We start from the raw sequence: 19,479 nt of genomic DNA on the forward strand, positions 1-19,479 counted from the left end.
CAGCACTTTCACAAGTGCTGGGCTTTGCTATATGTGTAAGCAAACTAACTATACGGACAAACTAAGGCGCTTAGTCTGTCTATGGTTCGTTTTACAGCTCGTCTACTGTTGCCCAAACCGCGGCTAGCATGTCGTGACCAAATGCAACGCTACGCTCTGGAGACCAACCGTACAGTTCGTCAGCGTGGCTGATGTGATCTTTAAATGGCATCTCTACGGTGTAAGCCAAACATTTGAACTGCTCGCCGATCCAGTTTGTGCCGACTGTCATATTCGCTTTGCCCGGCTCGTCTTTATCGTAGCCAAATTCATCTTGGAACTCTGGCGTGATAGTCAGAAGCGCTTGCTTGAAGTGATTCTCTAGCTTTGCAATGCGCTCGTTGTATGAAGGTGTGCCTTCGCTGCCCGCTACAAAGTTATAAGGAATTGCTTCGTCGCCGTGAATATCTAGGCACAGGTCAACGCCAGTTTCTAGCATGCGTTCACGCACGAGGAAAACCTCAGGGCTGCGTTCCATAGAAGGTGACTGCCATTCACGGTTTAGGTTAACGCCAATACCGTTGGTGCGTAGGTGGCCACGGATGCTGCCATCTGGGTTCATGTTCGGCACAACACGGAAAACAACGCTGTCTAGCAGAGAACGACCTACTGTATCTGTTTCATCAAGCAGACGTTGAAGCAAGCCTTCGATTAACCATTCAGCCATAGTCTCGCCAGGGTGTTGGCGACCAATAACCCAGATGTTTTTCTTCTCTTCACTTGGCTCACCGATGGTTAGCAAAGTGATGTCATTGTTGTCTAGCGTGTGACCCAGAGTTTCAAGCTTACAAGCTGGGTGCGTTTGCGCACTGTGCAGAAGGTCTTGATGACGATCGTATGAGTAAGGTGCGAAGTACGCGAAGTACATTGAATCGTGTTCAGGAATGATGTCGAAGCTTAGTGTGTCGCCATCGAACTGAGATGGAATACGGAACCACTCTTCACGGTCATAAGATGCAACCACATCGTAATCTTTCCAGCCTTCAGGGTAAGCAGACGTTGCCAATTGGCCGATTTCAAAGTGGTGAGCTTGTTGAGCTTCACTTTCTAAGCGGAAGTGGAACCACTGAGAGATTTCAGTCTGGTTGTCTGCTGGGATAGTCAGTTGAATGTTTTGTGGTGAATCTGCTGAAACGACGTGAATGTTGCCGCTTTCGAAGTTGCTGAAAATTTTCATTGTAGTTTTTATCTCGTAGTTGAGTTGCCGTAAGACTAGCACACTTTTTTTCGAGCAAACCACTAACTAAATCGTAATGAGATGTTATTTCAGCTATCCGTTTTCGAGCCTTCTAACCCTAAGCTTTTTATTTCGAAGCTTTCTATTGTTTGAACTGCCTACTTTTAAACCGTCAGCTTATTAGTCAGCTTATTAACTATCTATTTTCAGCTATCGACGTTGGCAAGTTGTGCAGCCACGACAGGCTGATCGTGTGTAGCGATCCAGCTTACTGCGTTGCACCTTACAGTACGCGTTTTTCAGCGCTCTTCGTCCAGAAAACCAATCATCAGGTTTCGAAAGAATCAGATAACCATTAAAGCGCTTCACGAGCTCGACTCTGTTCTGGTCGATGAACTTGCTATCAAACCCAATTTCAAAGTAATCAAGCGCTTGTTCGATGGCAGTGAAACTCGCTATTTTTTGTTGGAATTCTGTTTGGTTCATTGAGTAAAGAGTTTATGAAAATAGGTAGCCGATATTGTATTGGATTTACAATTTACTTCTTTGATTTGGGAGGCGGTTTAGTGTGTTGTTATTAAATTAATCAATTGTGCATATTAATCCAAAGTATTGTATTTGCAGGGTGATTAGGTTGTAAGGGGGTTCATTTTATAAAGCGACCTCATTCTCTCAGAAAGGTTCATTTTTTATTCCTCAGATTGCGATTTATGATCCAAATCAAACCTGCCTACCCCTAAAGTACTATTCTGATCGTAATTGTAACCAATTGTTGAAGATGATTAAGAATTATGACAATAAAAAAACGTTATATCGCACTAATAGCGGCGGTTGGTATAGGTATTGGCTGGTTAACCTTAGGGGGAACTGCAGCCGTTATGCACTATACATCGAGCACTGAATTTTGTGTTTCTTGCCACACGATGGAAGCTCCCCACAAAGAATACCAAGGTTCCGTTCACTTCAGTAACGCAAAAGGCATTCGAGCAGAATGTGCCGATTGCCACATCCCCACAGATCCGATTGATTACGTGATCACTAAAGTAAGAGCATCAAAAGACATCTACCACGAATTCATCTCCGGTAAGATCGACACGCCTGAGAAATACGAAGCGCACCGTGAAGAGATGGCTGAAACTGTATGGGCTCAATTCCGCGAGAATGACTCAGCAACGTGTCGCTCTTGTCACGACTTCGATGCAATGGAAGAGTTCGAGCAATCTCGTGATGCCGCGAAAATGCACGCTTACGGTAAAGAAAATAACCAAACGTGTATCGACTGTCATAAGGGCGTAGCGCACTTTGCTCCTGAAGCTCAGCTAGACAGTAAAGCGTTTGATACCTTGATTGCCTTTACCAAAAATACGGCAGCAGATGCGAAAGTTGTTTACCCAGTGACAGACATTGCAATAGGTGAGTTCGGTAGCCTAAACCCAACAGCTGAATTGCAAGTAATTAAAGCTGAAGGCGACAACCGCACTGTAACGTTGAATGCGTTCCAAATGAAAGGCGCAGAACAGGTGCTTTACTTCGGTGAAGGGCAGCGTTCTATTGTTGCTAAATTGACAGAACAAGGGCAAGGCGCACTTAAAACGGGTGAATATGAAGCGGATGCTTATGGTAATGAATGGCGTTCAGTTGAATTGACGGGTGACATTATTTCGCCAGTTGTCGATAGCCTAGACCCAATTTGGTCTTACGCCGAAGAGTTAGACAATGTTTACTGTTCAACTTGTCACGCAAAAATTCCTGGTGAGCACTTCACTGTTAACGCTTGGGGACCGGTTGCTAAAGGTATGGGAGATCGTACAGATATCTCAGAGCAAAACCTTGAACTACTGACTAAGTACTTCCAAAACCACGCGAAAGACGTTGTTGGCCACTAATAGTAAGGAATAAAAAATGACAGATATTACACGTCGCGGATTTCTAAAAGGCACAAGTATGGCGGCTGGTGCAATGGCGTTTACGTCGTTTTCCCCAGTGTCCGTAGCTTCATCAGATACGCGTGGTAAAGGTGTTCTTACGGCTGGCCGTATGGGGCCGATGTTGTGTGAAGTGAAAGACGGCAAGTTAGTGTCTACCACGAATGCAGTAGCACAAACGGTTGCAAACAGCCTACAAACAACAGGCCCTGACCAAGTTCATACCAAAGCTCGCATTAAATACCCAATGGTGCGTAAGAGCTACTTAGATAATCCACTGGCGCCTAAAGCAGCACGTGGTGATGACGAGTTTGTTCGAGTGTCTTGGGACGAAGCGTACAAATTGATACACGAACAACACATGCGTATTCGTGAAAACAATACACCAGATGCTATTTTTGCTGGGTCTTACGGATGGCGTTCAAGTGGCGTCTTACATAAAGCACAAACACTACTGCAGCGTTATATGGGAATGGCTGGTGGTTATTCGGGTCATATGGGAGATTACTCAACGGGCGCTGCACAAGTTATTATGCCGCACGTTGTTGGTTCGATTGAAGTTTATGAGCAACAAACGACTCACCCGATGGTTCTTGAGCATAGTGATGTCGTTGTGCTTTGGGGTTTAAACCCTATGAACACACTAAAAATCGCGTGGAGTTCAACGGACTGTTCTGGTTTGGAGTTTTTCCACCAACTGAAAAAATCAGGGAAAACAGTGATTGCGATTGATCCAATGCGTTCTGAGACCATTGAGTTCTTTGGTGATAATGCAGAATGGATTGCTCCGCACCCAATGACTGATGTTGCGATGTTGATGGGTATTGCCCATACACTGGTTAAAACAGATAAACACGACAAGTCATTTATTGAAAAATACACAACGGGCTATAACGTATTCGAAGATTACCTGATGGGTAAAGAAGACGGTGTGGTGAAAGATGCACAGTGGGCATCTAACGTGTGTGGGGTCTCTGTTAAGCAGATTGAATTACTTGCCGAGATCTTTAGCAGTAATCGAACTATGTTGATGGCAGGTTGGGGAATCCAACGTCAGCAATTTGGTGAGCAACGTCACTGGATGTTGGTGACACTCGCAGCGATGTTAGGTCAAATCGGTTTGCCAGGCGGCGGTTTTGGTTTCTCTTACCATTACTCTAATGGTGGTAATCCATCTCGTGATGCGGGTGTTTTACCTGCTATGTCAGCGTCACTTGGTGCGGTAGCCGGAAGTGATGAGCGTGGCTGGTCTGCGACGGGTAAAGTGATGAACTCGTTCCCGGTTGCTCGTATTGTGGAAGCGTTAGAAAATCCAGGACAAGCATACAAACATAATGGTCATGATCGTGTCTTCCCTGATATCAAGATGATCTGGTGGGCTGGCGGCGGTAATTTTACTCATCACCAAGATACAAACCGTCTTATTAAAGCATGGCAAAAACCAGAGCTAGTGGTTATCTCAGAAATTTACTGGACCGCTGCAGCAAAACACGCAGATGTCGTTCTTCCAATTACTACGTCATTTGAACGTAACGATTTGACGATGACGGGTGACTACAGTAACCAACACCTAGTGCCAATGAAGAAAGCGGTTGAACCTCAAGGTGAAGCGCGTAACGACTTTGACGTGTTTGCTGATATGGCGGAGCTACTTGCGCCGGGTGGACACAATGTGTACACCGAAGGCAAGACCGAGATGGAATGGTTGTATGGCTTTTATAAAGCAGCGCAACAAGGTGGTAGAGCAGCGCGTGTCGCTATGCCGAATTTCAGCAAGTTCTGGGAAGATAATCAGCTTATTGAAATGAAGTGGAACGAGAAGAACGCACAGTTCGTTCGTTACGCTGATTTCCGTGATAACCCAATCATGAACCCACTAGGTACGCCAAGTGGTAAGATTGAAATCTTCTCGAAAACGATTGAAGGTTACCAATTAGAAGATTGCCCAGCGCATCCAACTTGGTTAGAACCAACAGAATACACCGGTAATGCTAAAGATGGAGAGCTGCAACTGATGACAGCGCACGCCGCGCATCGTCTACACAGCCAGTTCAATTACGCGAAGATTCGTGAAGAGTATGCGATCGCTGACCGTGAGCCGATTTCTATTCACCCTGAAGATGCAAAAGTTCGTGGCATCAACACAGGTGATTTGGTTCGTGCACACAATGGGCGTGGACAAGTTTTGGTGGGTGCATTAGTGACGGATGGCATCAAGCAAGGCTCTGTATGTATCCATGAAGGCGGTTGGCCAGATTTAGACAAAGACACAGGTCTATGTAAAAATGGTGGCTGTAACGTACTTACGTTGGATATTCCGACCTCTCGTTTGGCAAATGGTTGTGCTGCGAACTCTGCGCTTGTGAAAATTGAAAAATACACAGGCCCAGCATTAGAACTGACGGCATTTGATCCACCTAAAAATGGTTAATCTCTAACGAGAAACAGCCGACAGAATAGAGCCAGCTTAATCGCTGGCTTTTTTTATGATCTTTTTTGCGTCATAGAGACTATTACTCAGTGTCGAGTAGACAGCTCATATTAATCAACGACATCACAGCGAGAGATAAGATCATGAATCGGATCAACCCAAAGAAGTTACTTCGTAGTAAATGGACCGCGGTTAGCCCAGTAAAGAAGGAGAAACACTTCATGATTACTGAGGTTGAATTCGAAGAAGGGGAGGTGATTCGTTGTTTAATCGAAGCGGTCATGACCAAACGAGAGGAAGCCATTAATTGGCGGGATTTGACCGACAAAGATCATTGGCTTCCTGGTTGGAAATAAAGATGTGGAGCCAGCACCTAAAGTAAAGGGAAGATAACGCAGATTCGCCCGTTTTAACTTGCCGAAGCTGTGCGTAATTGCCAGTATTTGAGTCCTTCTAACACTCCCTCTGCGTGTGTTGCTCTGCTGGTGTAAACATTGTCTCTATCGGACAGGTGAGCAACCTCAGGGTAATGGTTAGCCACTAAGATCGAGTTTACGCCCTCTATCGTCAACATAGAGGTGTCGTTAGCAGAATCACCCGCTACGCATACTTCCTCAACGCTCAAATCATGTTGTTTGAGCAGATGATGAATCGCGGTAGCCTTATTGACGCCCTTCGGTGTGATGTCCAGATACCAGTCGTGAGAGTAGGTGAGGTGTACATCCAATCCGTGCGATTCCAAACTTGATTCGATCAGCTCATGTTGAGGATCAGACAGTTTCCCTTCAAAAGTAATCTTGTAATCACCTTGATGGTTTTCGAAGCGTTCGCCCATAAAATCGAGCGGTGCGAGTGCTGACTCTACCTTTGATTTATTCCACGATGCTTCTAATTGGTTATGCCAAATATGGTCAGGCTTTTGGGAGTGAACGTGGTGAATTTTCGTGCCCACATCGCTAATAATACTGTGTGGTTTCGGGTAGTTATCCGATGCTAAGCCCACTCGAATAGAAGGTAGGGTTCTCCCCGTCGCAATGATAAATCGGATATCGGATTGCTCGGTTAAGTAGTCAAATAATTGATTAACCCCATGAGAAGAACCTCCATCCAGTGTCCCATCAAAGTCACATACCAACATTTTTATCATTTTGAATTCCCTGTTCTTTTCTCTAATCATCGCAGAAAGAATATCCATTTCTTCTATAAAGAATGGCTCAGCAATGCGTACTCTACAAGTTGTCTTTTGGCTTAGATAATCGACATTCAATAGTTTGCAGCAAGCGTCACAGTCGGCGTTATGTTCTGGATATTATAGATAATTATATCAACCGGAACTGCGCTTAATTGGGGGCGATTTTAACGGTTGTTTCTACTTTTTTTTTGTGATTCTTCGCCCCTCTATGCGTTTGATTTGTAACTTTGAATGCCTCTCTTTCCTCGTTGATTTCATGCAGAACCCTCGTGTTATACAGACAAAGGCTCAGGGGGGTATTTGACCTTCGTATCAGAGCCAATCACCAGTTTGTAAATGACACCAAAATCGGCGTCAAATAGTTTGTATTCGAATTATTTGTGCACGAACCATTTGTGTGTATTTGTGGTCTATTTAGCCTATTAATTGTTCTTATGTGAAATAAATATTCAATAATCTATCAGTAAGTAATACATAATATTGCAGATGACATTAACGAGTTAAAGTCTTTTATTATCAATATTTTGCTTGGTTTTAGCTTGAAATTTAACCTTTGTTTTGGTTGGTGATTTAGCGGTTTTATTACATATTTACAGAACGCGACCCCTTGATTTGCAGGGTTTAATTGCTTAGAGTGCTAATCGTTTTTCGGGTTTAAATAACCATTTTAAAGCTTAAACAACCGTTTTAAGTTTAAATAACGATTAGTTTAAATAACTAAGAAAGGATTAGATTACATGGATCCCATACTGGAAGTTAAGGGACTGTACAAGGTGTTTGGTGAAGACACCGACCGTGCTTTTACAATGATTAATGAAGGCGCGAACAAAGATAAAGTTTTCGAAGAAACAGGTTTAACGATCGGCGTTAACGATGTTTCTCTTAGCATTCAAGAAGGCGAGATTTTCGTCATAATGGGACTGTCAGGCTCTGGCAAATCAACCCTAGTACGCCTTCTTAACCGCTTGATTGAACCTACCAAAGGTAATGTGCTTCTTCGAGGCAAAGACATTGCCCACATCTCAGAAGATGAACTCCGCGAAGTCCGCCGCAACAACATCTCAATGGTTTTCCAAAACTTCGCATTGATGCCTCACATGACAGTAATTGAAAATGCCGCGTTTGGTCTTGAGCTAGCGGGTGTTGAAGTTGATAAGAGAAAACAGTCAGCATTTGAAGCGTTAGAACGAGTAGGTCTTGGCGCGTATTCGGAATCTTACCCTGATGAATTGTCTGGCGGTATGAAGCAGCGTGTTGGTTTGGCTCGTGCTCTAGCTTGCGACCCCGATATTCTGTTAATGGACGAAGCCTTTTCTGCACTCGACCCTTTGATTCGTACTGAAATGCAAGACGAGCTAATTCGACTTCAAAATGACGATAAGCGAACAATCGTATTCATCTCGCATGATTTGGATGAAGCGATGCGTATCGGTGATCGAATTGCGATTATGCAAAATGGCGAAGTGGTTCAAGTAGGTACTCCTGACGAGATCTTAAACAGCCCAGCGAACGACTACGTTGAAGCTTTCTTCCGTGGTGTGAATGTAGCAAGTGTTCTTACGGTGAAAGACATTGCGCGTAAGAAGCCGGCTGCGGTATTTAAGAAATCAGAACACGACGGTCCAGCTTCAGCTCTGCAAATCTTGATGGATAACGACCGTGAATACGGCATCGTTGTTGAGAAGAGCAGTCACTACTCAGGCATTGTGTCTATCGAGTCCCTTCGTAAAGCCCATAAAGAGAACAAATCATTAGTTAGCGCACAGCTAGATGATGGCTTAACTCTGAATCCAGATTTACCAATCAATGATGTACTTGGCCTTGTGGGTGGCGTGCCTTATTCCGTTCCTGTTGTGGACGATAAAGGTAATTACTTCGGCGTTGTGACGAAATCACGACTGCTACAAACATTGGATAAGGGATAGATCATGTCGTCGGAACAAACAAATAATGACCCATGGTCACAGTCTGCACCTGCCGCTCAACCTGCAAGTGATCCTTGGGGCCAAGCCGCTGATACTTCTCCATCTGCAGATTGGCTAAGCAGCGAAACCGTAGAAACCATTCCTTTTGATCCACTTAATCCTTTTGCAGAAGCAGTTCTGCCTGTTGATACTTGGGTTGAATCTGGATTGAATTGGCTAGTTGAACACGGACGTCCGTTATTTCAAGCAATACGTGTACCTATCGATTTCATCCTAAGTTCATTTGAAACGGCTTTGGTGTCTACGCCAGCTCCGTTCATGTTGATCATCTTGTTTCTCGTCGCATGGCAGTTTTCAAATCTGAAGCTTGGTGTGGCTACTGCAGTATCGTTGACGTTCATTGGCTTGATTGGCGCTTGGTCTGAAGCGATGACCACACTTTCACTGGTTATGACGTCGGTCTTCTTCTGTCTGTTGATTGGTTTGCCCATGGGGATATGGCTCGCCCGCAGTAATACTGCGGCTAAATTCGTACGTCCAATTCTCGACGCCATGCAAACGACGCCAGCCTTCGTTTATCTCGTACCCATCGTAATGTTGTTTGGTATTGGTAACGTTCCGGGTGTCGTGGTAACCATCATATTCGCTTTGCCACCAGTGGTACGTTTAACCATCTTGGGTATTCAACAGGTGCCGGAAGATTTGATCGAAGCGGGTCACTCATTCGGTGCAAGCAAAAAGCAGATGCTATATCGAATTCAATTGCCATTGGCATTGCCAACCATTATGGCGGGCGTAAACCAAACATTAATGTTGTCGCTATCGATGGTGGTTATCGCATCAATGATCGCGGTAGGCGGTTTAGGTCAAATGGTACTGAGAGGTATCGGCCGTTTAGATATGGGACTGGCCGCTGTTGGTGGTCTAGGCATTGTTATCTTGGCAATCCTACTTGACCGTATTACCCAAGTTCTCGGGGTAAATGCAGGCAATACAAAATTACGCTGGTATCACATGGGGCCTGTTTCTCTTGTGCTAAAAGCTTTAAATCGCGGTAAACAATCAGAACTACAACTAAGGAAAAACACCAATGAATAATTCATGGAAGAGCAAACTAGCCGTTAGCATCGTTTCGACACTGGCTGTATCAACGAACGTGTGGGCAGCAAGCTTGCCAGGTGAAGGTGTATCAGTTCAGCCTGTTCAATCTTCAGTTGCTGAAGAAACGTTTCAAACACTGATTGTTAACCGTGCTTTAGAAGAGCTTGGCTACGACGTGAAATCAACACAAGAAGTGGACTACAACGTAGCTTACACCTCAATTGCAAAAGGTGATGCAACGTTCCTAACCGTAGGTTGGTTCCCACTACATGCTGATAAATACAAAATGGCAGGTGGCGATGACAAATTCTACCGCGAAGGTCAGTATGTTAGTGGTGCCGCTCAAGGTTACCTAATTGATAAGAAAACGGCAGAAAAGTACAACATCACTAATATTGGTCAGTTAACTGATCCAAAAATCGCAAAGCTGTTTGATGCAGACGGTGATGGCAAAGCAGACCTAACAGGCTGTAACCCAGGTTGGGGTTGTGAAATGGTTATCGAACATCAACTATCAGCATTCAAACTGGACGATACGGTAACTCATAACCAAGGTAACTATGCGGCTATCATCGCTGACACGATTTCACGTTACCAAAAGGGTGAATCAATCCTTTACTACACGTGGACACCGTACTGGGTGAGTGGCGTATTGGTGCCTAACGAAGACGTAGTATGGCTAGAAGTGCCATTCTCTTCATTACCTGGTGAGCGTGCGAATGTTGATACTACTTTGTCTAATGGCAAGAACTACGGCTTCCAAATGAACTCAATGCGCATTATCGCGAATAAAGAGTTTGCTAAGAACAACCCATCAGCGGCTAAGCTTTTCGAAATCATCAAACTTAACATCAATGATGTAAGTGCTCAGAACATGATGATGAGCAAAGGTAAGAACAGCTCTGCTGATATCGAAGCACACGTAAATGGTTGGATTAAAGCGAACCAAAATACGTTTGATGCTTGGATTGCAGAAGCTAAGAAAGCAACACTGTAGATTGGTACTTGTTCAGGCTCGATTGTCACCTCAGCGGAAATTATGAGCGTGTTTAGTGATTGTGTAGATCTACTAAGTCGCTTTCAAATGAAGTGAAAAGACGGCAAGCATGATGATTAAAAAGCCAGCAGTCCATTTGGATTGCTGGCTTTTTGTTTTCTGTTTCTATTCTTGAGCTTCTAGCTTCTAGCTTCTAGCTTCTAGCTTTTCGCTATAGCTCTAGCGTTCGCCTTGAACTTCGAAGTCGTCACTAACTAGACGAGCACAGCCATCCGCTTCTAATGCCCAATGTTCACGATGGACAACACCAAATGCTTTGTTCATGGTCCAGCTAGCCGTCAGAATGTAGCCGCCTTCTGGGTGTTCTTCCCACTTAACATCGGTGTAATCAACGTCTTTGAAGCCTTGGTCGATGATGTTTTGCCAAAACGCTTGAATTGCTTCACGACCTTCAAAGGTACCAAATGGACGAGCTTCCATCACACACGACTCAGAGTACTGATCCGCACAACCTTTTGCATCTTGGCTGTTGAATGCTTTCTGCCATGCGTTAATGCCTTGCTTACATGCTTCTAATACTTGGTTGTTTAACATTGCTTTTCTCCATAGCAGTCTTCTTTCAAACACTGTGTCTTTGATTTGGGTGTCTCGATAAGTTGGATTGAGTTTAGTCTTGGAAATTGATTTGAAAAACAGAGATAATAGAAAATACTGTATGTAAAAAGAGAACAATAGAATGAGTAAGCTAAAGCAGATGTCGATTTTCGCTCACATCGTAGAGCAGGGTTCAGTATCAGCTGCGGCTGAAAAGCTTGAGTTATCTAAGTCCGTCGTCAGTCAGCACCTCAAAATTCTGGAGCAAGAGCTAGGTGCTTCGCTTCTCAAACGCACAACACGCAGACAAACCCTGACCAGTATGGGTGAGCGTTTCTATTTAAGTTGCAAAGACATTAACGTGATTGCTGACTCTGCTTGGGATATGGCCAAAGCTGAGTTAGAAGAGCCACAAGGTCGAATTCGAATTACGGCTCCGAATGCGTTGATGGATTTGTTGGTCGCGCCTGTTATTGCAGAGCTGATGAAGCAATACCCAAAGTTAAAACCAGAACTGATCAGCGATGATCAGCACTTAGATTTCATGGAACACGATATTGACCTTGCGGTACGAGTGGGCAGCTCGCGTGACAGTAGCCTCAAGCAAAAGCGCTTAGGCGAGTTTAAAGACGTGCTGTGTGGCATCGAAGGTATGCGAGATAGAGAACTTGAATTTATCCCTTACATCGCCAATTCTTGGCAGGGGAAACAGGTGACTCATCATTTTAGTTCTCAAAATGAGCAAGACTTTGTCTACCAACAGCAAGCCAGCTGTACCACTAACTCTTTTCACAGTTGCCTTGCCTTGATCAAGTCGGGCGTTGGCATTGGTGTAATTCCAGATTTCTACCTTCATCAGCTATCCGATGAGGTGGTCGACATTATGCCTAGCTTTCAATTACCCACTAACACCGTTTATGCGCTGAACCCATTCGCTTCCAACACACCTATCGCCATCAAACTTTGCGTTCAAGCGTTGGAAGATAAGCTGAAACAGAGCTTTATTTAATTGATGGGAGGCTTTCAGCAAAAGAGCCCGTCAACTAAGGTGAGATAGCCAATCGGTCATTTCATCTTTTATCTCTCTACCTCTCATTTCTACCTTATCGTGTTCGTTTAATTGTGTGGATATTGGCGAAAAATCAAACCCTTACTTATAGTTAGTCTTAGTGTCTAGTTGCTTATCAAATGCTAAGAGGTTTAGTTATTGTCTGATCTTTGTACCAAATCATGCATCGAGTGTGGGTTAGTCAGCCAGTTCCGTGAATTGCCGCCGGGAAGTGAGGCATCGTGCCCTCGCTGTAAACATACTTTATGTAGTATTGGAGCAAGCAAAGGGCAGGGTGTGATGGCTTATGCATCGGCCAGTTTGATAACGCTAGTGATGAGCCTGATCTTCCCTTATATGTCTTTTAGCGTGCAAGGTATCAGTCAACAAATAACCTTGTATCAAGCTGTCGAAATGATGAACCGGCTCGATAACACTTCGATTGCCGCGTTATTGTTTCTCGCTGTCATTTTCCTTCCTGCTTATTTTCTTATTAGTGTGCTTTGGTTTTATGCATTAACAGAAAGGAAATCAAAACACTCACACGCGCCAAGCGGTTTAGCTATCTTTGTATTAAAAACATTGAGTTGGGTGAAACCCTGGTTGATGGTAGATGTATTTTTGATTGGTGTGCTCGTCAGTTTGATTAAAATTGCCGCTCTAGCCGATGTATCTATGGGTATCTCTTTTTGGGCATTTGGCATTTACGCTATGTTAGTGGTTAAGACGATGTCATTAGTCGATTTTGATTGGATTTGGGATCAGTTAATACCACCAAAACCGTTGGATGGAACTGTCACCGGTGGCCTGTTTCAAAAGCATGATCATTTAGTGTGCCATGTCTGTGGGCAAGTCCATCTCTATGATGACAATCTGACTCAATGCTCTCGCTGTCATGTCCATCTGCATCGATTTAATCCAACCCAAAACCTTCAGATAGCGTGGGCTCTATTACTCACCTCCATCATTTTCTACATCCCGGCAAACCTCTATCCAATGATGTATACGTCTGCGTTCGGGACGAGTGAAGGTTCCACAATCATAGAAGGGGTGATCATATTGTGGAATATGGGATCATACCCTGTCGCTATGGTCATTCTTCTTGCGAGTGTGTTTATTCCAATGGCCAAAATGGTCGCTTTGGCTTATCTGTATTGGAACGCAAAAAGGGTTGAGGGGCTACCAGCGCATGAAGCAAATCGTTTCCTCAAAATCTATCGTATCACTGAGTTCATTGGCCGTTGGTCGATGATAGATATTTTCGTTGTCGCAATCTTGGTTGCTTTGGTTCAACTCGACGGGGTCATGGCCATTTACCCGGGTCCCGCAGCGTTGTCTTTTGCTTCGGTAGTCATCTTCACCATGTTGTCAGCGATGATTTTCGATTCTCGAATTATATGGAAGTAATCTCCCCTAAGAGGTGTGGGACATATGGATAAACAAAACGTTTCAGATGCAGAAGTATCGAAAAAGAGTGAGATTTCACCTGTTTGGATTGTGCCGATTATCGCGGTATTGGTTGGGTGCTGGATGTTGTTCCAGTACTTCAATAATCGTGGGCCGGAGATAACCCTGATCTTGCCTGATGCCTCGGGCATTGAAGCGGGAAAAACGGCGATTAAGTCTAAAAATGTCCATGTGGGTACCATCACCGATGTGGCATTAAGTGAAAATTATGAATACATCATAGCGAAAGCTCAGATAGACAAAAAAGCCTCTCGCATGATCAATACAGAAACTCAATTCTGGGTGGTTGAGCCCCATGTCGGCACAGATGGTATTAGCGGGTTGGAGACCATTTTGTCGGGGTCGTATATTGAATTGAAGCCGGGTAAATCGAGTGAATCTCAATTGAAGTTCGATGTGCTAGACACGCCTCCGGTCGCAGGGCCAGATACCAAAGGAATAAGAGTGGTGGTCTCACACAACAAGGCGAATCAACTCAATGTTGGCGAGCCGGTGTTACACCATGGTTTTGTTGTCGGTCGTGTTGAAAAAACGAGTTTTGATTATCAAAAGAAAGAGGGTAAATACCAACTGTTTATCTTCGCGCCTTACGATGGTTTGATCTTCGAAAAGACTCAGTTTTGGTTATCTTCAGGAATTGATGTGAGGTTTGGTGCCAATGGCTTAGACGTTAACTTCGCATCGATCGAAAGCATATTAACGGGTGGTGTGAGCTTTGATGTCGCGGAGAGCATTAAACCGGGGTTACAGATCAAAGAAAACTTGCACGAGTATACGCTTTACGACAACTACGATGCGGTACTACAAGGTAAATACACCACTTCGATTGACTACGTATTGTTGTTTGAAGAATCGGTTCGAGGTTTAAGAAAAGGTGCCCCAGTCGAATATCGTGGTGTCCGGATTGGTACGGTGGATACGGTGCCGTTACAGATTCGCATGGACAAAGATGGCAAGGTATCGAATCGAATTCCAATCTTAATTAAGCTAGAAATAGAGCGTGTTTCGGAAGTCTTTAGAGCCGTAAATGCTGAAAGCTTTGCTGAGCGGGTCAAACTTCAGATGGGAGAGGGCTTAAGGGCGACGTTGAAAACAGGTAACTTGCTCACGGGCGCGTTGTTTGTCGATATTAACTTCTATGAAGACGAAGACCCTTACGAGCCGAGAGAGTTTGATGGTTATCCTGTATTCCCCGTCGTGCCGGGTGGCTTCACTGAGATTCAAAAGCAGATCACCGATTTCCTAACCAAGATTAATGAGCTTCCGCTGGATGCGACTGTTGCTAACTTAAATGGCTCGCTTGCCTCTTTAGACACCACTTTGAAGAGTATGGATGAATTACTGGACAGCGAGGGCGCAAAAGCGTTGCCTCAAGATCTGAGCGAAACCATGAAGCAACTTGAAACGACATTAGAAAGCTACGACGATGATTCTGACGCCTACAAGCAATTGATCAGTGCATCTGAAGAGTTGGAGCATGTGCTTAAAGAGCTTCGCCCATTGATCAAGGTATTAAACGACAAACCAAATGCGTTGGTGTTTGGCAGCGATGTGGAAGAAGACCCGATTCCAGTTAAGGGAGTGGAATAATGAGAAAGCTATTGATATCACTGGTTATGTTGGTCGGACTCTTGGGATGTGCGACTCCCACTGATGGCACTAACGCCTATCTCTTGCCGAAAAGTACACTAGATAAACCAATCTTTAAGGTAAAAACTCGGGTAGAGCTACCTGATTACTTGGACACCATTGGCATCGCTTATCGCAAATCTGAAAATGAATTAGTTTCTGCACGCAAACATGTGTGGGCGGAAAATCTAGAAGGGTTACTCGAAGAGAGGGTCAACAGTTCTAATGCTACGGGCGCTGCAGATAAAGAGCTAACGATAACCTTTGAGCAGTTCAATGGATCTTATACAGGTAACGCAGAAGTGAAAGGAACTTGGGTGCTAAGCGAACAAGATGCAGAGCTTGCGCGTGCTGAGTTTGATTCTAAGGTGCCATTGAAAGAAGCAGGTTATGAAGCACTTGTTGAGGCGTTAGGTGAAGGGCTGGATGAGGCCCTGTCTGATATCCAGTCGCAGTTACCTTAAAGGTCATTTTTAGAGCTGTTTTCTATTTGGTAAATCTCGGTTTTCCTCGTTTGTTTGGTTGTTGATGGCTAAAGTAAATCCATCGAAAGAAAAAACGAATGATGAAATACAGAGGTGATGTATGAAAAAATTAATCGCACTAGGCCTAATGGCTCTTTCAATGAATACAGCGTTTGCGGCAGATGGTAATTACACAGGTACAATCGATATGAACCTGACAGCCCCGAACCAAACTAATGTAGAGCGTGTTGAATCAGAACCTGTATTACAAGGCCGCAACGAAGCATCTGCTGGTGGTTTAAAATTCCAAACTGACACTCAAGATCACGCGATTGAGTTAACCGGTCGTCGAGATTAACCCAAATTTCTAGATTTAAAGAAGCCACCGTTTATACGGTGGCTTCTTTATAATTGGAGTCTATAACAACTCAACCATATTTATTAATGAAAGATATAACATGCTTATTACTAAGCAATTCGATCTTGTCGATGGTTAATATACAGTATCGGTATGACTTGTTTTTAAAGGTGATATTCGACATCTCTTCTGTTGGCTCTGAGAACTTATAGATCTCAAACCCGAGATTCTTCATTAGCTCTAATGCGTTTGGATTTTTTATGATCATCGAATACTTTTTAATTTTAGTATTTCTTGCAAGAAGCTTCATATCGGAAATCAGGTTCGCAATAGATTGTTCGCGCTTCTCGGAATGACCGCTAACCACAATGTAATTTAAGTTATGATTAGAATCTAAAGAGCATGCTTGCTTAATATGCAGATGCTTATTTCGGTATTGCTCGAATACCTCTTCGTTGAAGAAAAAACCTAGGCTATGACTAACAATATCGCCATTAACATCGACCATTTTTCTGCCATGTGCTTTTTTTTCACTGCAATAGAGAAACAGGTCGATAGTATCAAGAGCTGAAGGGTCCACCTTTGTATATTGCGAAATCAGCTTTATTCTATCTATTACTGCTTTGTCATTCTGATCTGTCATCAAGGGCATTATCTGACAGTCGCAGCCTTCTTCTATCTCCCCTTTAGTGATAGATGATATTCGGCTTTGAAACGAAAAGAACCTCTCACGAAGGAAGTCTTCAAGTAGTACACTGTCTTCGTTATCTTCTGAATTAAAGGATTTCAACGTTGTATACAAGTCCAGGCCAAGGCAGTCCAATAGCTTTAGGGCTTTGTAATTACTTGGCTTTACTTTGCTATTTTCCCATCGATTAATCGTTACGACATCTACAGAGCTGAATTCATCATCTAAGTGATTGATGTATGCCGCGAAATCCTTTTGCGTTAATTTCAATTTTTTACGTGATTCACGCAGTAAATGTGAAAATTTCATCGTGGTAGAATATCCATCTTTGATTAGTGACATAACGTTCCGATTCGTCAGATAGTCTATTTTATCAATAGTTAATATACAGTAGCTATAATATTTTTTTTTGAATGTAATATTAGATTTTTCAGCAGAAGGTGCTGAAAATTTGAATACTTCAAATCCCACTCCCTTCAAGAGTTTCATCATATTGGGATCTTTTACTAAAACAGAGTATTTCTTTATGTTTTTGCTTTGAGAAAGTAACTTTATATCTGAAACTATATGCTCAATCACATGGTGTTCTGTTTCTGAGTGCGAGCTTATATTAAAATAATTTATGTTCTTGCTTGATTTTAAAGAGCAGGCCATTCTTATATCCAGCTCTTGAGTCTTTAATATTTCAAATTGATGCTCTTCAAAGAAAAAGCCTAAGTTGTGACTCACAATCTCGTCATTTCCATTTATGAGTTTGTGACCGTGTGCTTTTTTCTCACAGTAATAGAGATATATACCGAATCAACTTGAAGATGCAGGCTTGAGAATCTGAAAATTATCATTAATTCGAGATGTCAAAGAGCCTGCGATCTCTGGAAGAGTCACTGCAAAAAATTGGTCTATTGCCTCCTTGAAGTCCCGTTTTCTTTTGAAGTAAACGTTGTTCCTCGACTTCTCATTCATTACTTTCCATAGCCGCTCTATTGGGTTGAGGTTTGGGCTGTAAGGTGGAAGATAATGCAGTTCAATATTCAGGACAAACGCCGCATCTTTGACTAAGTCACTGCGGTGATACCCCGCACCATCTAAGATGATATGAAGCTTATGGGTTAACGGATAACTCTCTCTTAACTTACAGAAAAAGCGAACAATCGTTTCACTGTTAATGTTCTCATAGTCGTGAACAATGGTTGCACCGATATCCGATAGGTTCAGTGCGCCAATAATGTTCAATCGGCTACGATTACCCGTTGTTTCAATCACTTTATCCTGACCAGTTCGTATCCAGCCACGAGATATTTTTGTTGATAGTGTTGGGTGAACTGCATCAATAAAGACTATCGATTCATCCTCGCCACAGCTTGCCTTTAGCGCTTCATAAGCCTCGATGAAAGCTTGTTGTTTTGCTTCATCAAATTTGTGTGGAACGCCTTTCGGCTGCTTGTAGCTAAAACCATTGTGGTGAAGCCATTTGTTCATACCAGAAACCGTGTAATCAAGTCCAAATGTCTCTTTAACGTAGGCGACAATTTGATGCGTGTGAGAATAGGTTTTCTCAGTCAAATGCTCGATTAGGTGCATGGTTTGAGTTGCAGAAAGCTTGCTTTGGCTTCCGCCATTTTCAGGCTTAAGTTTTTCAGAGAAAACATAATCACTGAGATGACGAGCAACAGTCGATTCGTGAATACGAAGAGCTTGTGAAATCATAGTCTGACTCCAGCCTTCAGAAGCCAGCAAAACAGCCTTAATACGGTCGCAGACCCGACTATCACGTTCAATGTCGTGCATTTGTTCGAGTTGTAGTTTCTGCTGAGGAGTCAGTGTAATTTTCATGGTTCGTAGCATGATCCTGATTTTAAAGAAAATCAAGCACCTTCAATGATCACGGGTATAAGTCAATTTGATTCAGTGGTGAAATGTCTACTTTGGTGAACTTAGAAAGTAGTTTTATTCTGTCAATGACGCCAGTGTCGCACTGCTTTGACATTAAAGGCAGTGACTTAAAGTTGCGATTGCCTTGTTGCTTATTCAGGCCTGATACTGCTGAAATTCTACTTTGAAATGAGCCATAAGATTCGTTTAAAAACAGATCGATTAACGTATCTTTTGGGTCAGATTTAAAGCTTCTTATTGTACCAAACAAGTCCCCCCCAAGGTACTGCAAGATCTTGAGTGCTTTGTAAGCGCTAGGCTTTACCTTGTTGTTTTCCCAACGATTTATCGTTACAACATCAACCGCATTAAACTCATCATCTAGGTGGTTTAAGTAGGTTGCAAATTCCGTTTGTGTAAATTTAAGTTCCTTTCTTAAGTTACGTAGCAACTGTGAAAATTCACTCATCTTAAAACACTAACCTTTTGATAATTAACTTAATAAGTTGATTCTAATTTAGACATCCGACTCGCTATTTAACATCGCCATCAATTTGTTTTTTATGGATGTT

Annotated in this window: 18 protein-coding genes; 11 read left to right on the forward strand and 7 right to left on the reverse strand. The window is 43.2% G+C overall.

All coding sequences use genetic code 11. The annotated features are described in order from the left end of the window. Positions 1-91 precede the first annotated feature (91 nt). Positions 92-1,216 carry a M14 family metallopeptidase gene (locus QUF19_RS06135; protein ID WP_029225770.1) on the reverse strand — a complete coding sequence of 375 codons (1,125 nt, stop codon included), beginning with the start codon at positions 1,214-1,216 and terminating at the stop codon, positions 92-94. A gap of 210 nt (positions 1,217-1,426) precedes the next feature. Then, a complete protein-coding gene (locus QUF19_RS06140) occupies positions 1,427-1,702 on the reverse strand; it encodes a nitrogenase-stabilizing/protective protein NifW (protein WP_102434216.1) in 276 nt (91 codons plus the stop codon). 305 nt (positions 1,703-2,007) lie between these two features. Here QUF19_RS06140 and QUF19_RS06145 point away from each other — a divergent pair, with 305 nt between their 5' ends. The 3 genes from QUF19_RS06145 to QUF19_RS06155 all read left to right on the forward strand — a co-directional run bounded on the left by QUF19_RS06145 (position 2,008) and on the right by QUF19_RS06155 (position 5,928). Then, a complete protein-coding gene (locus QUF19_RS06145; RefSeq protein WP_286297559.1) occupies positions 2,008-3,102 on the forward strand; it encodes a NapC/NirT family cytochrome c in 1,095 nt (364 codons plus the stop codon). Positions 3,103-3,118: 16 nt separating this feature from the next. Next, positions 3,119-5,572: a molybdopterin guanine dinucleotide-containing S/N-oxide reductase gene (locus tag QUF19_RS06150; protein WP_286297561.1), complete on the forward strand. Its 2,454-nt coding sequence runs from the start codon at positions 3,119-3,121 to the stop codon at positions 5,570-5,572. A gap of 143 nt (positions 5,573-5,715) precedes the next feature. Next, complete coding sequence (locus QUF19_RS06155) at positions 5,716-5,928, forward strand: TIGR02450 family Trp-rich protein (RefSeq protein ID WP_017105704.1); 213 nt, start codon at positions 5,716-5,718, stop codon at positions 5,926-5,928. 53 nt (positions 5,929-5,981) lie between these two features. Here the strand turns inward: QUF19_RS06155 and QUF19_RS06160 are convergent, their stop codons facing one another. Continuing rightward, positions 5,982-6,719, reverse strand: a complete 738-nt coding sequence (locus QUF19_RS06160) for an HAD-IIB family hydrolase (RefSeq protein ID WP_286297564.1) — start codon at positions 6,717-6,719, stop codon at positions 5,982-5,984. A gap of 782 nt (positions 6,720-7,501) precedes the next feature. Here QUF19_RS06160 and proV point away from each other — a divergent pair. From proV to proX, 3 genes are read left to right on the forward strand one after another with little or no spacing between them, the layout of a single operon-like run. After that, complete coding sequence (proV, locus tag QUF19_RS06165; RefSeq protein ID WP_102434219.1) at positions 7,502-8,689, forward strand: glycine betaine/L-proline ABC transporter ATP-binding protein ProV; 1,188 nt, start codon at positions 7,502-7,504, stop codon at positions 8,687-8,689. A 3-nt stretch (positions 8,690-8,692) separates the two neighbouring features. Next, a complete protein-coding gene (gene proW / locus QUF19_RS06170) occupies positions 8,693-9,787 on the forward strand; it encodes a glycine betaine/L-proline ABC transporter permease ProW (protein WP_017105706.1) in 1,095 nt (364 codons plus the stop codon). Continuing rightward, entirely contained in the window at positions 9,780-10,787 is a 1,008-nt protein-coding gene (proX, locus tag QUF19_RS06175) for a glycine betaine/L-proline ABC transporter substrate-binding protein ProX (RefSeq protein WP_286297572.1), read from the forward strand. Before proW ends, proX begins: the two co-directional genes overlap by 8 nt. A gap of 219 nt (positions 10,788-11,006) precedes the next feature. On the opposite strand, the gene QUF19_RS06180 is transcribed toward proX, so the two are convergent. Beyond that, a complete protein-coding gene (locus QUF19_RS06180; RefSeq protein WP_102434221.1) occupies positions 11,007-11,381 on the reverse strand; it encodes a YybH family protein in 375 nt (124 codons plus the stop codon). A gap of 142 nt (positions 11,382-11,523) precedes the next feature. Here QUF19_RS06180 and QUF19_RS06185 point away from each other — a divergent pair, with 142 nt between their 5' ends. From QUF19_RS06185 to QUF19_RS06205, 5 genes are all read left to right on the forward strand, one after another. After that, on the forward strand, positions 11,524-12,390 hold the full coding sequence (locus tag QUF19_RS06185) for a LysR family transcriptional regulator (RefSeq protein WP_286297579.1): 867 nt from the start codon (positions 11,524-11,526) through the stop codon (positions 12,388-12,390). A gap of 198 nt (positions 12,391-12,588) precedes the next feature. Continuing rightward, positions 12,589-13,836 (forward strand): paraquat-inducible protein A, encoded by a 1,248-nt coding sequence (locus QUF19_RS06190; RefSeq protein ID WP_286297581.1) that lies wholly within the window; start codon positions 12,589-12,591, stop codon positions 13,834-13,836. Between the two features lie 24 nt (positions 13,837-13,860). Continuing rightward, positions 13,861-15,486: an intermembrane transport protein PqiB gene (pqiB, locus tag QUF19_RS06195; RefSeq protein ID WP_286297584.1), complete on the forward strand. Its 1,626-nt coding sequence runs from the start codon at positions 13,861-13,863 to the stop codon at positions 15,484-15,486. Next, positions 15,486-15,989: a PqiC family protein gene (locus QUF19_RS06200; RefSeq protein WP_286297590.1), complete on the forward strand. Its 504-nt coding sequence runs from the start codon at positions 15,486-15,488 to the stop codon at positions 15,987-15,989. Before pqiB ends, QUF19_RS06200 begins: the two co-directional genes overlap by 1 nt. Positions 15,990-16,110: 121 nt before the next feature. Next, entirely contained in the window at positions 16,111-16,347 is a 237-nt protein-coding gene (locus tag QUF19_RS06205; protein ID WP_286297592.1) for a VPA0252 family protein, read from the forward strand. Between the two features lie 70 nt (positions 16,348-16,417). On the opposite strand, the gene QUF19_RS06210 is transcribed toward QUF19_RS06205, so the two are convergent. The 3 genes from QUF19_RS06210 to QUF19_RS06220 all read right to left on the reverse strand — a co-directional run bounded on the left by QUF19_RS06210 (position 16,418) and on the right by QUF19_RS06220 (position 19,376). Continuing rightward, the gene (locus QUF19_RS06210; RefSeq protein ID WP_286297594.1) at positions 16,418-17,764 is read right to left on the reverse strand and encodes a helix-turn-helix domain-containing protein; all 1,347 of its coding nucleotides are present in this window, start codon (positions 17,762-17,764) and stop codon (positions 16,418-16,420) included. Between the two features lie 72 nt (positions 17,765-17,836). Then, positions 17,837-18,868 carry an IS630 family transposase gene (locus QUF19_RS06215; RefSeq protein WP_270000015.1) on the reverse strand — a complete coding sequence of 344 codons (1,032 nt, stop codon included), beginning with the start codon at positions 18,866-18,868 and terminating at the stop codon, positions 17,837-17,839. A 49-nt stretch (positions 18,869-18,917) separates the two neighbouring features. Beyond that, positions 18,918-19,376 carry a helix-turn-helix domain-containing protein gene (locus QUF19_RS06220; protein WP_286297596.1) on the reverse strand — a complete coding sequence of 153 codons (459 nt, stop codon included), beginning with the start codon at positions 19,374-19,376 and terminating at the stop codon, positions 18,918-18,920. Between the last annotated feature and the right edge of the window lie 103 nt (positions 19,377-19,479).

The sequence above is a fragment of the Vibrio sp. FE10 genome, assembly GCF_030297155.1.
Classification (GTDB): Bacteria; Pseudomonadota; Gammaproteobacteria; order Enterobacterales; family Vibrionaceae; genus Vibrio; species Vibrio apostichopi.

What these genes read in the sequence shown, in the direction of transcription:
- QUF19_RS06135 (WP_029225770.1), bottom strand. Translation starts at nt 1,216, where the DNA reads ATGAAAATTTTCAGCAACTTCGAAAGCGGCAACATTCACGTCGTTTCA.
- QUF19_RS06140 (WP_102434216.1), bottom strand. Translation starts at nt 1,702, where the DNA reads ATGAACCAAACAGAATTCCAACAAAAAATAGCGAGTTTCACTGCCATC.
- QUF19_RS06145 (WP_286297559.1), top strand. Translation starts at nt 2,008, where the DNA reads ATGACAATAAAAAAACGTTATATCGCACTAATAGCGGCGGTTGGTATA.
- QUF19_RS06150 (WP_286297561.1), top strand. Translation starts at nt 3,119, where the DNA reads ATGACAGATATTACACGTCGCGGATTTCTAAAAGGCACAAGTATGGCG.
- QUF19_RS06155 (WP_017105704.1), top strand. Translation starts at nt 5,716, where the DNA reads ATGAATCGGATCAACCCAAAGAAGTTACTTCGTAGTAAATGGACCGCG.
- QUF19_RS06160 (WP_286297564.1), bottom strand. Translation starts at nt 6,719, where the DNA reads ATGATAAAAATGTTGGTATGTGACTTTGATGGGACACTGGATGGAGGT.
- proV (WP_102434219.1), top strand. Translation starts at nt 7,502, where the DNA reads ATGGATCCCATACTGGAAGTTAAGGGACTGTACAAGGTGTTTGGTGAA.
- proW (WP_017105706.1), top strand. Translation starts at nt 8,693, where the DNA reads ATGTCGTCGGAACAAACAAATAATGACCCATGGTCACAGTCTGCACCT.
- proX (WP_286297572.1), top strand. Translation starts at nt 9,780, where the DNA reads ATGAATAATTCATGGAAGAGCAAACTAGCCGTTAGCATCGTTTCGACA.
- QUF19_RS06180 (WP_102434221.1), bottom strand. Translation starts at nt 11,381, where the DNA reads ATGTTAAACAACCAAGTATTAGAAGCATGTAAGCAAGGCATTAACGCA.
- QUF19_RS06185 (WP_286297579.1), top strand. Translation starts at nt 11,524, where the DNA reads ATGAGTAAGCTAAAGCAGATGTCGATTTTCGCTCACATCGTAGAGCAG.
- pqiB (WP_286297584.1), top strand. Translation starts at nt 13,861, where the DNA reads ATGGATAAACAAAACGTTTCAGATGCAGAAGTATCGAAAAAGAGTGAG.
- QUF19_RS06200 (WP_286297590.1), top strand. Translation starts at nt 15,486, where the DNA reads ATGAGAAAGCTATTGATATCACTGGTTATGTTGGTCGGACTCTTGGGA.
- QUF19_RS06205 (WP_286297592.1), top strand. Translation starts at nt 16,111, where the DNA reads ATGAAAAAATTAATCGCACTAGGCCTAATGGCTCTTTCAATGAATACA.
- QUF19_RS06215 (WP_270000015.1), bottom strand. Translation starts at nt 18,868, where the DNA reads ATGAAAATTACACTGACTCCTCAGCAGAAACTACAACTCGAACAAATG.
- QUF19_RS06220 (WP_286297596.1), bottom strand. Translation starts at nt 19,376, where the DNA reads ATGAGTGAATTTTCACAGTTGCTACGTAACTTAAGAAAGGAACTTAAA.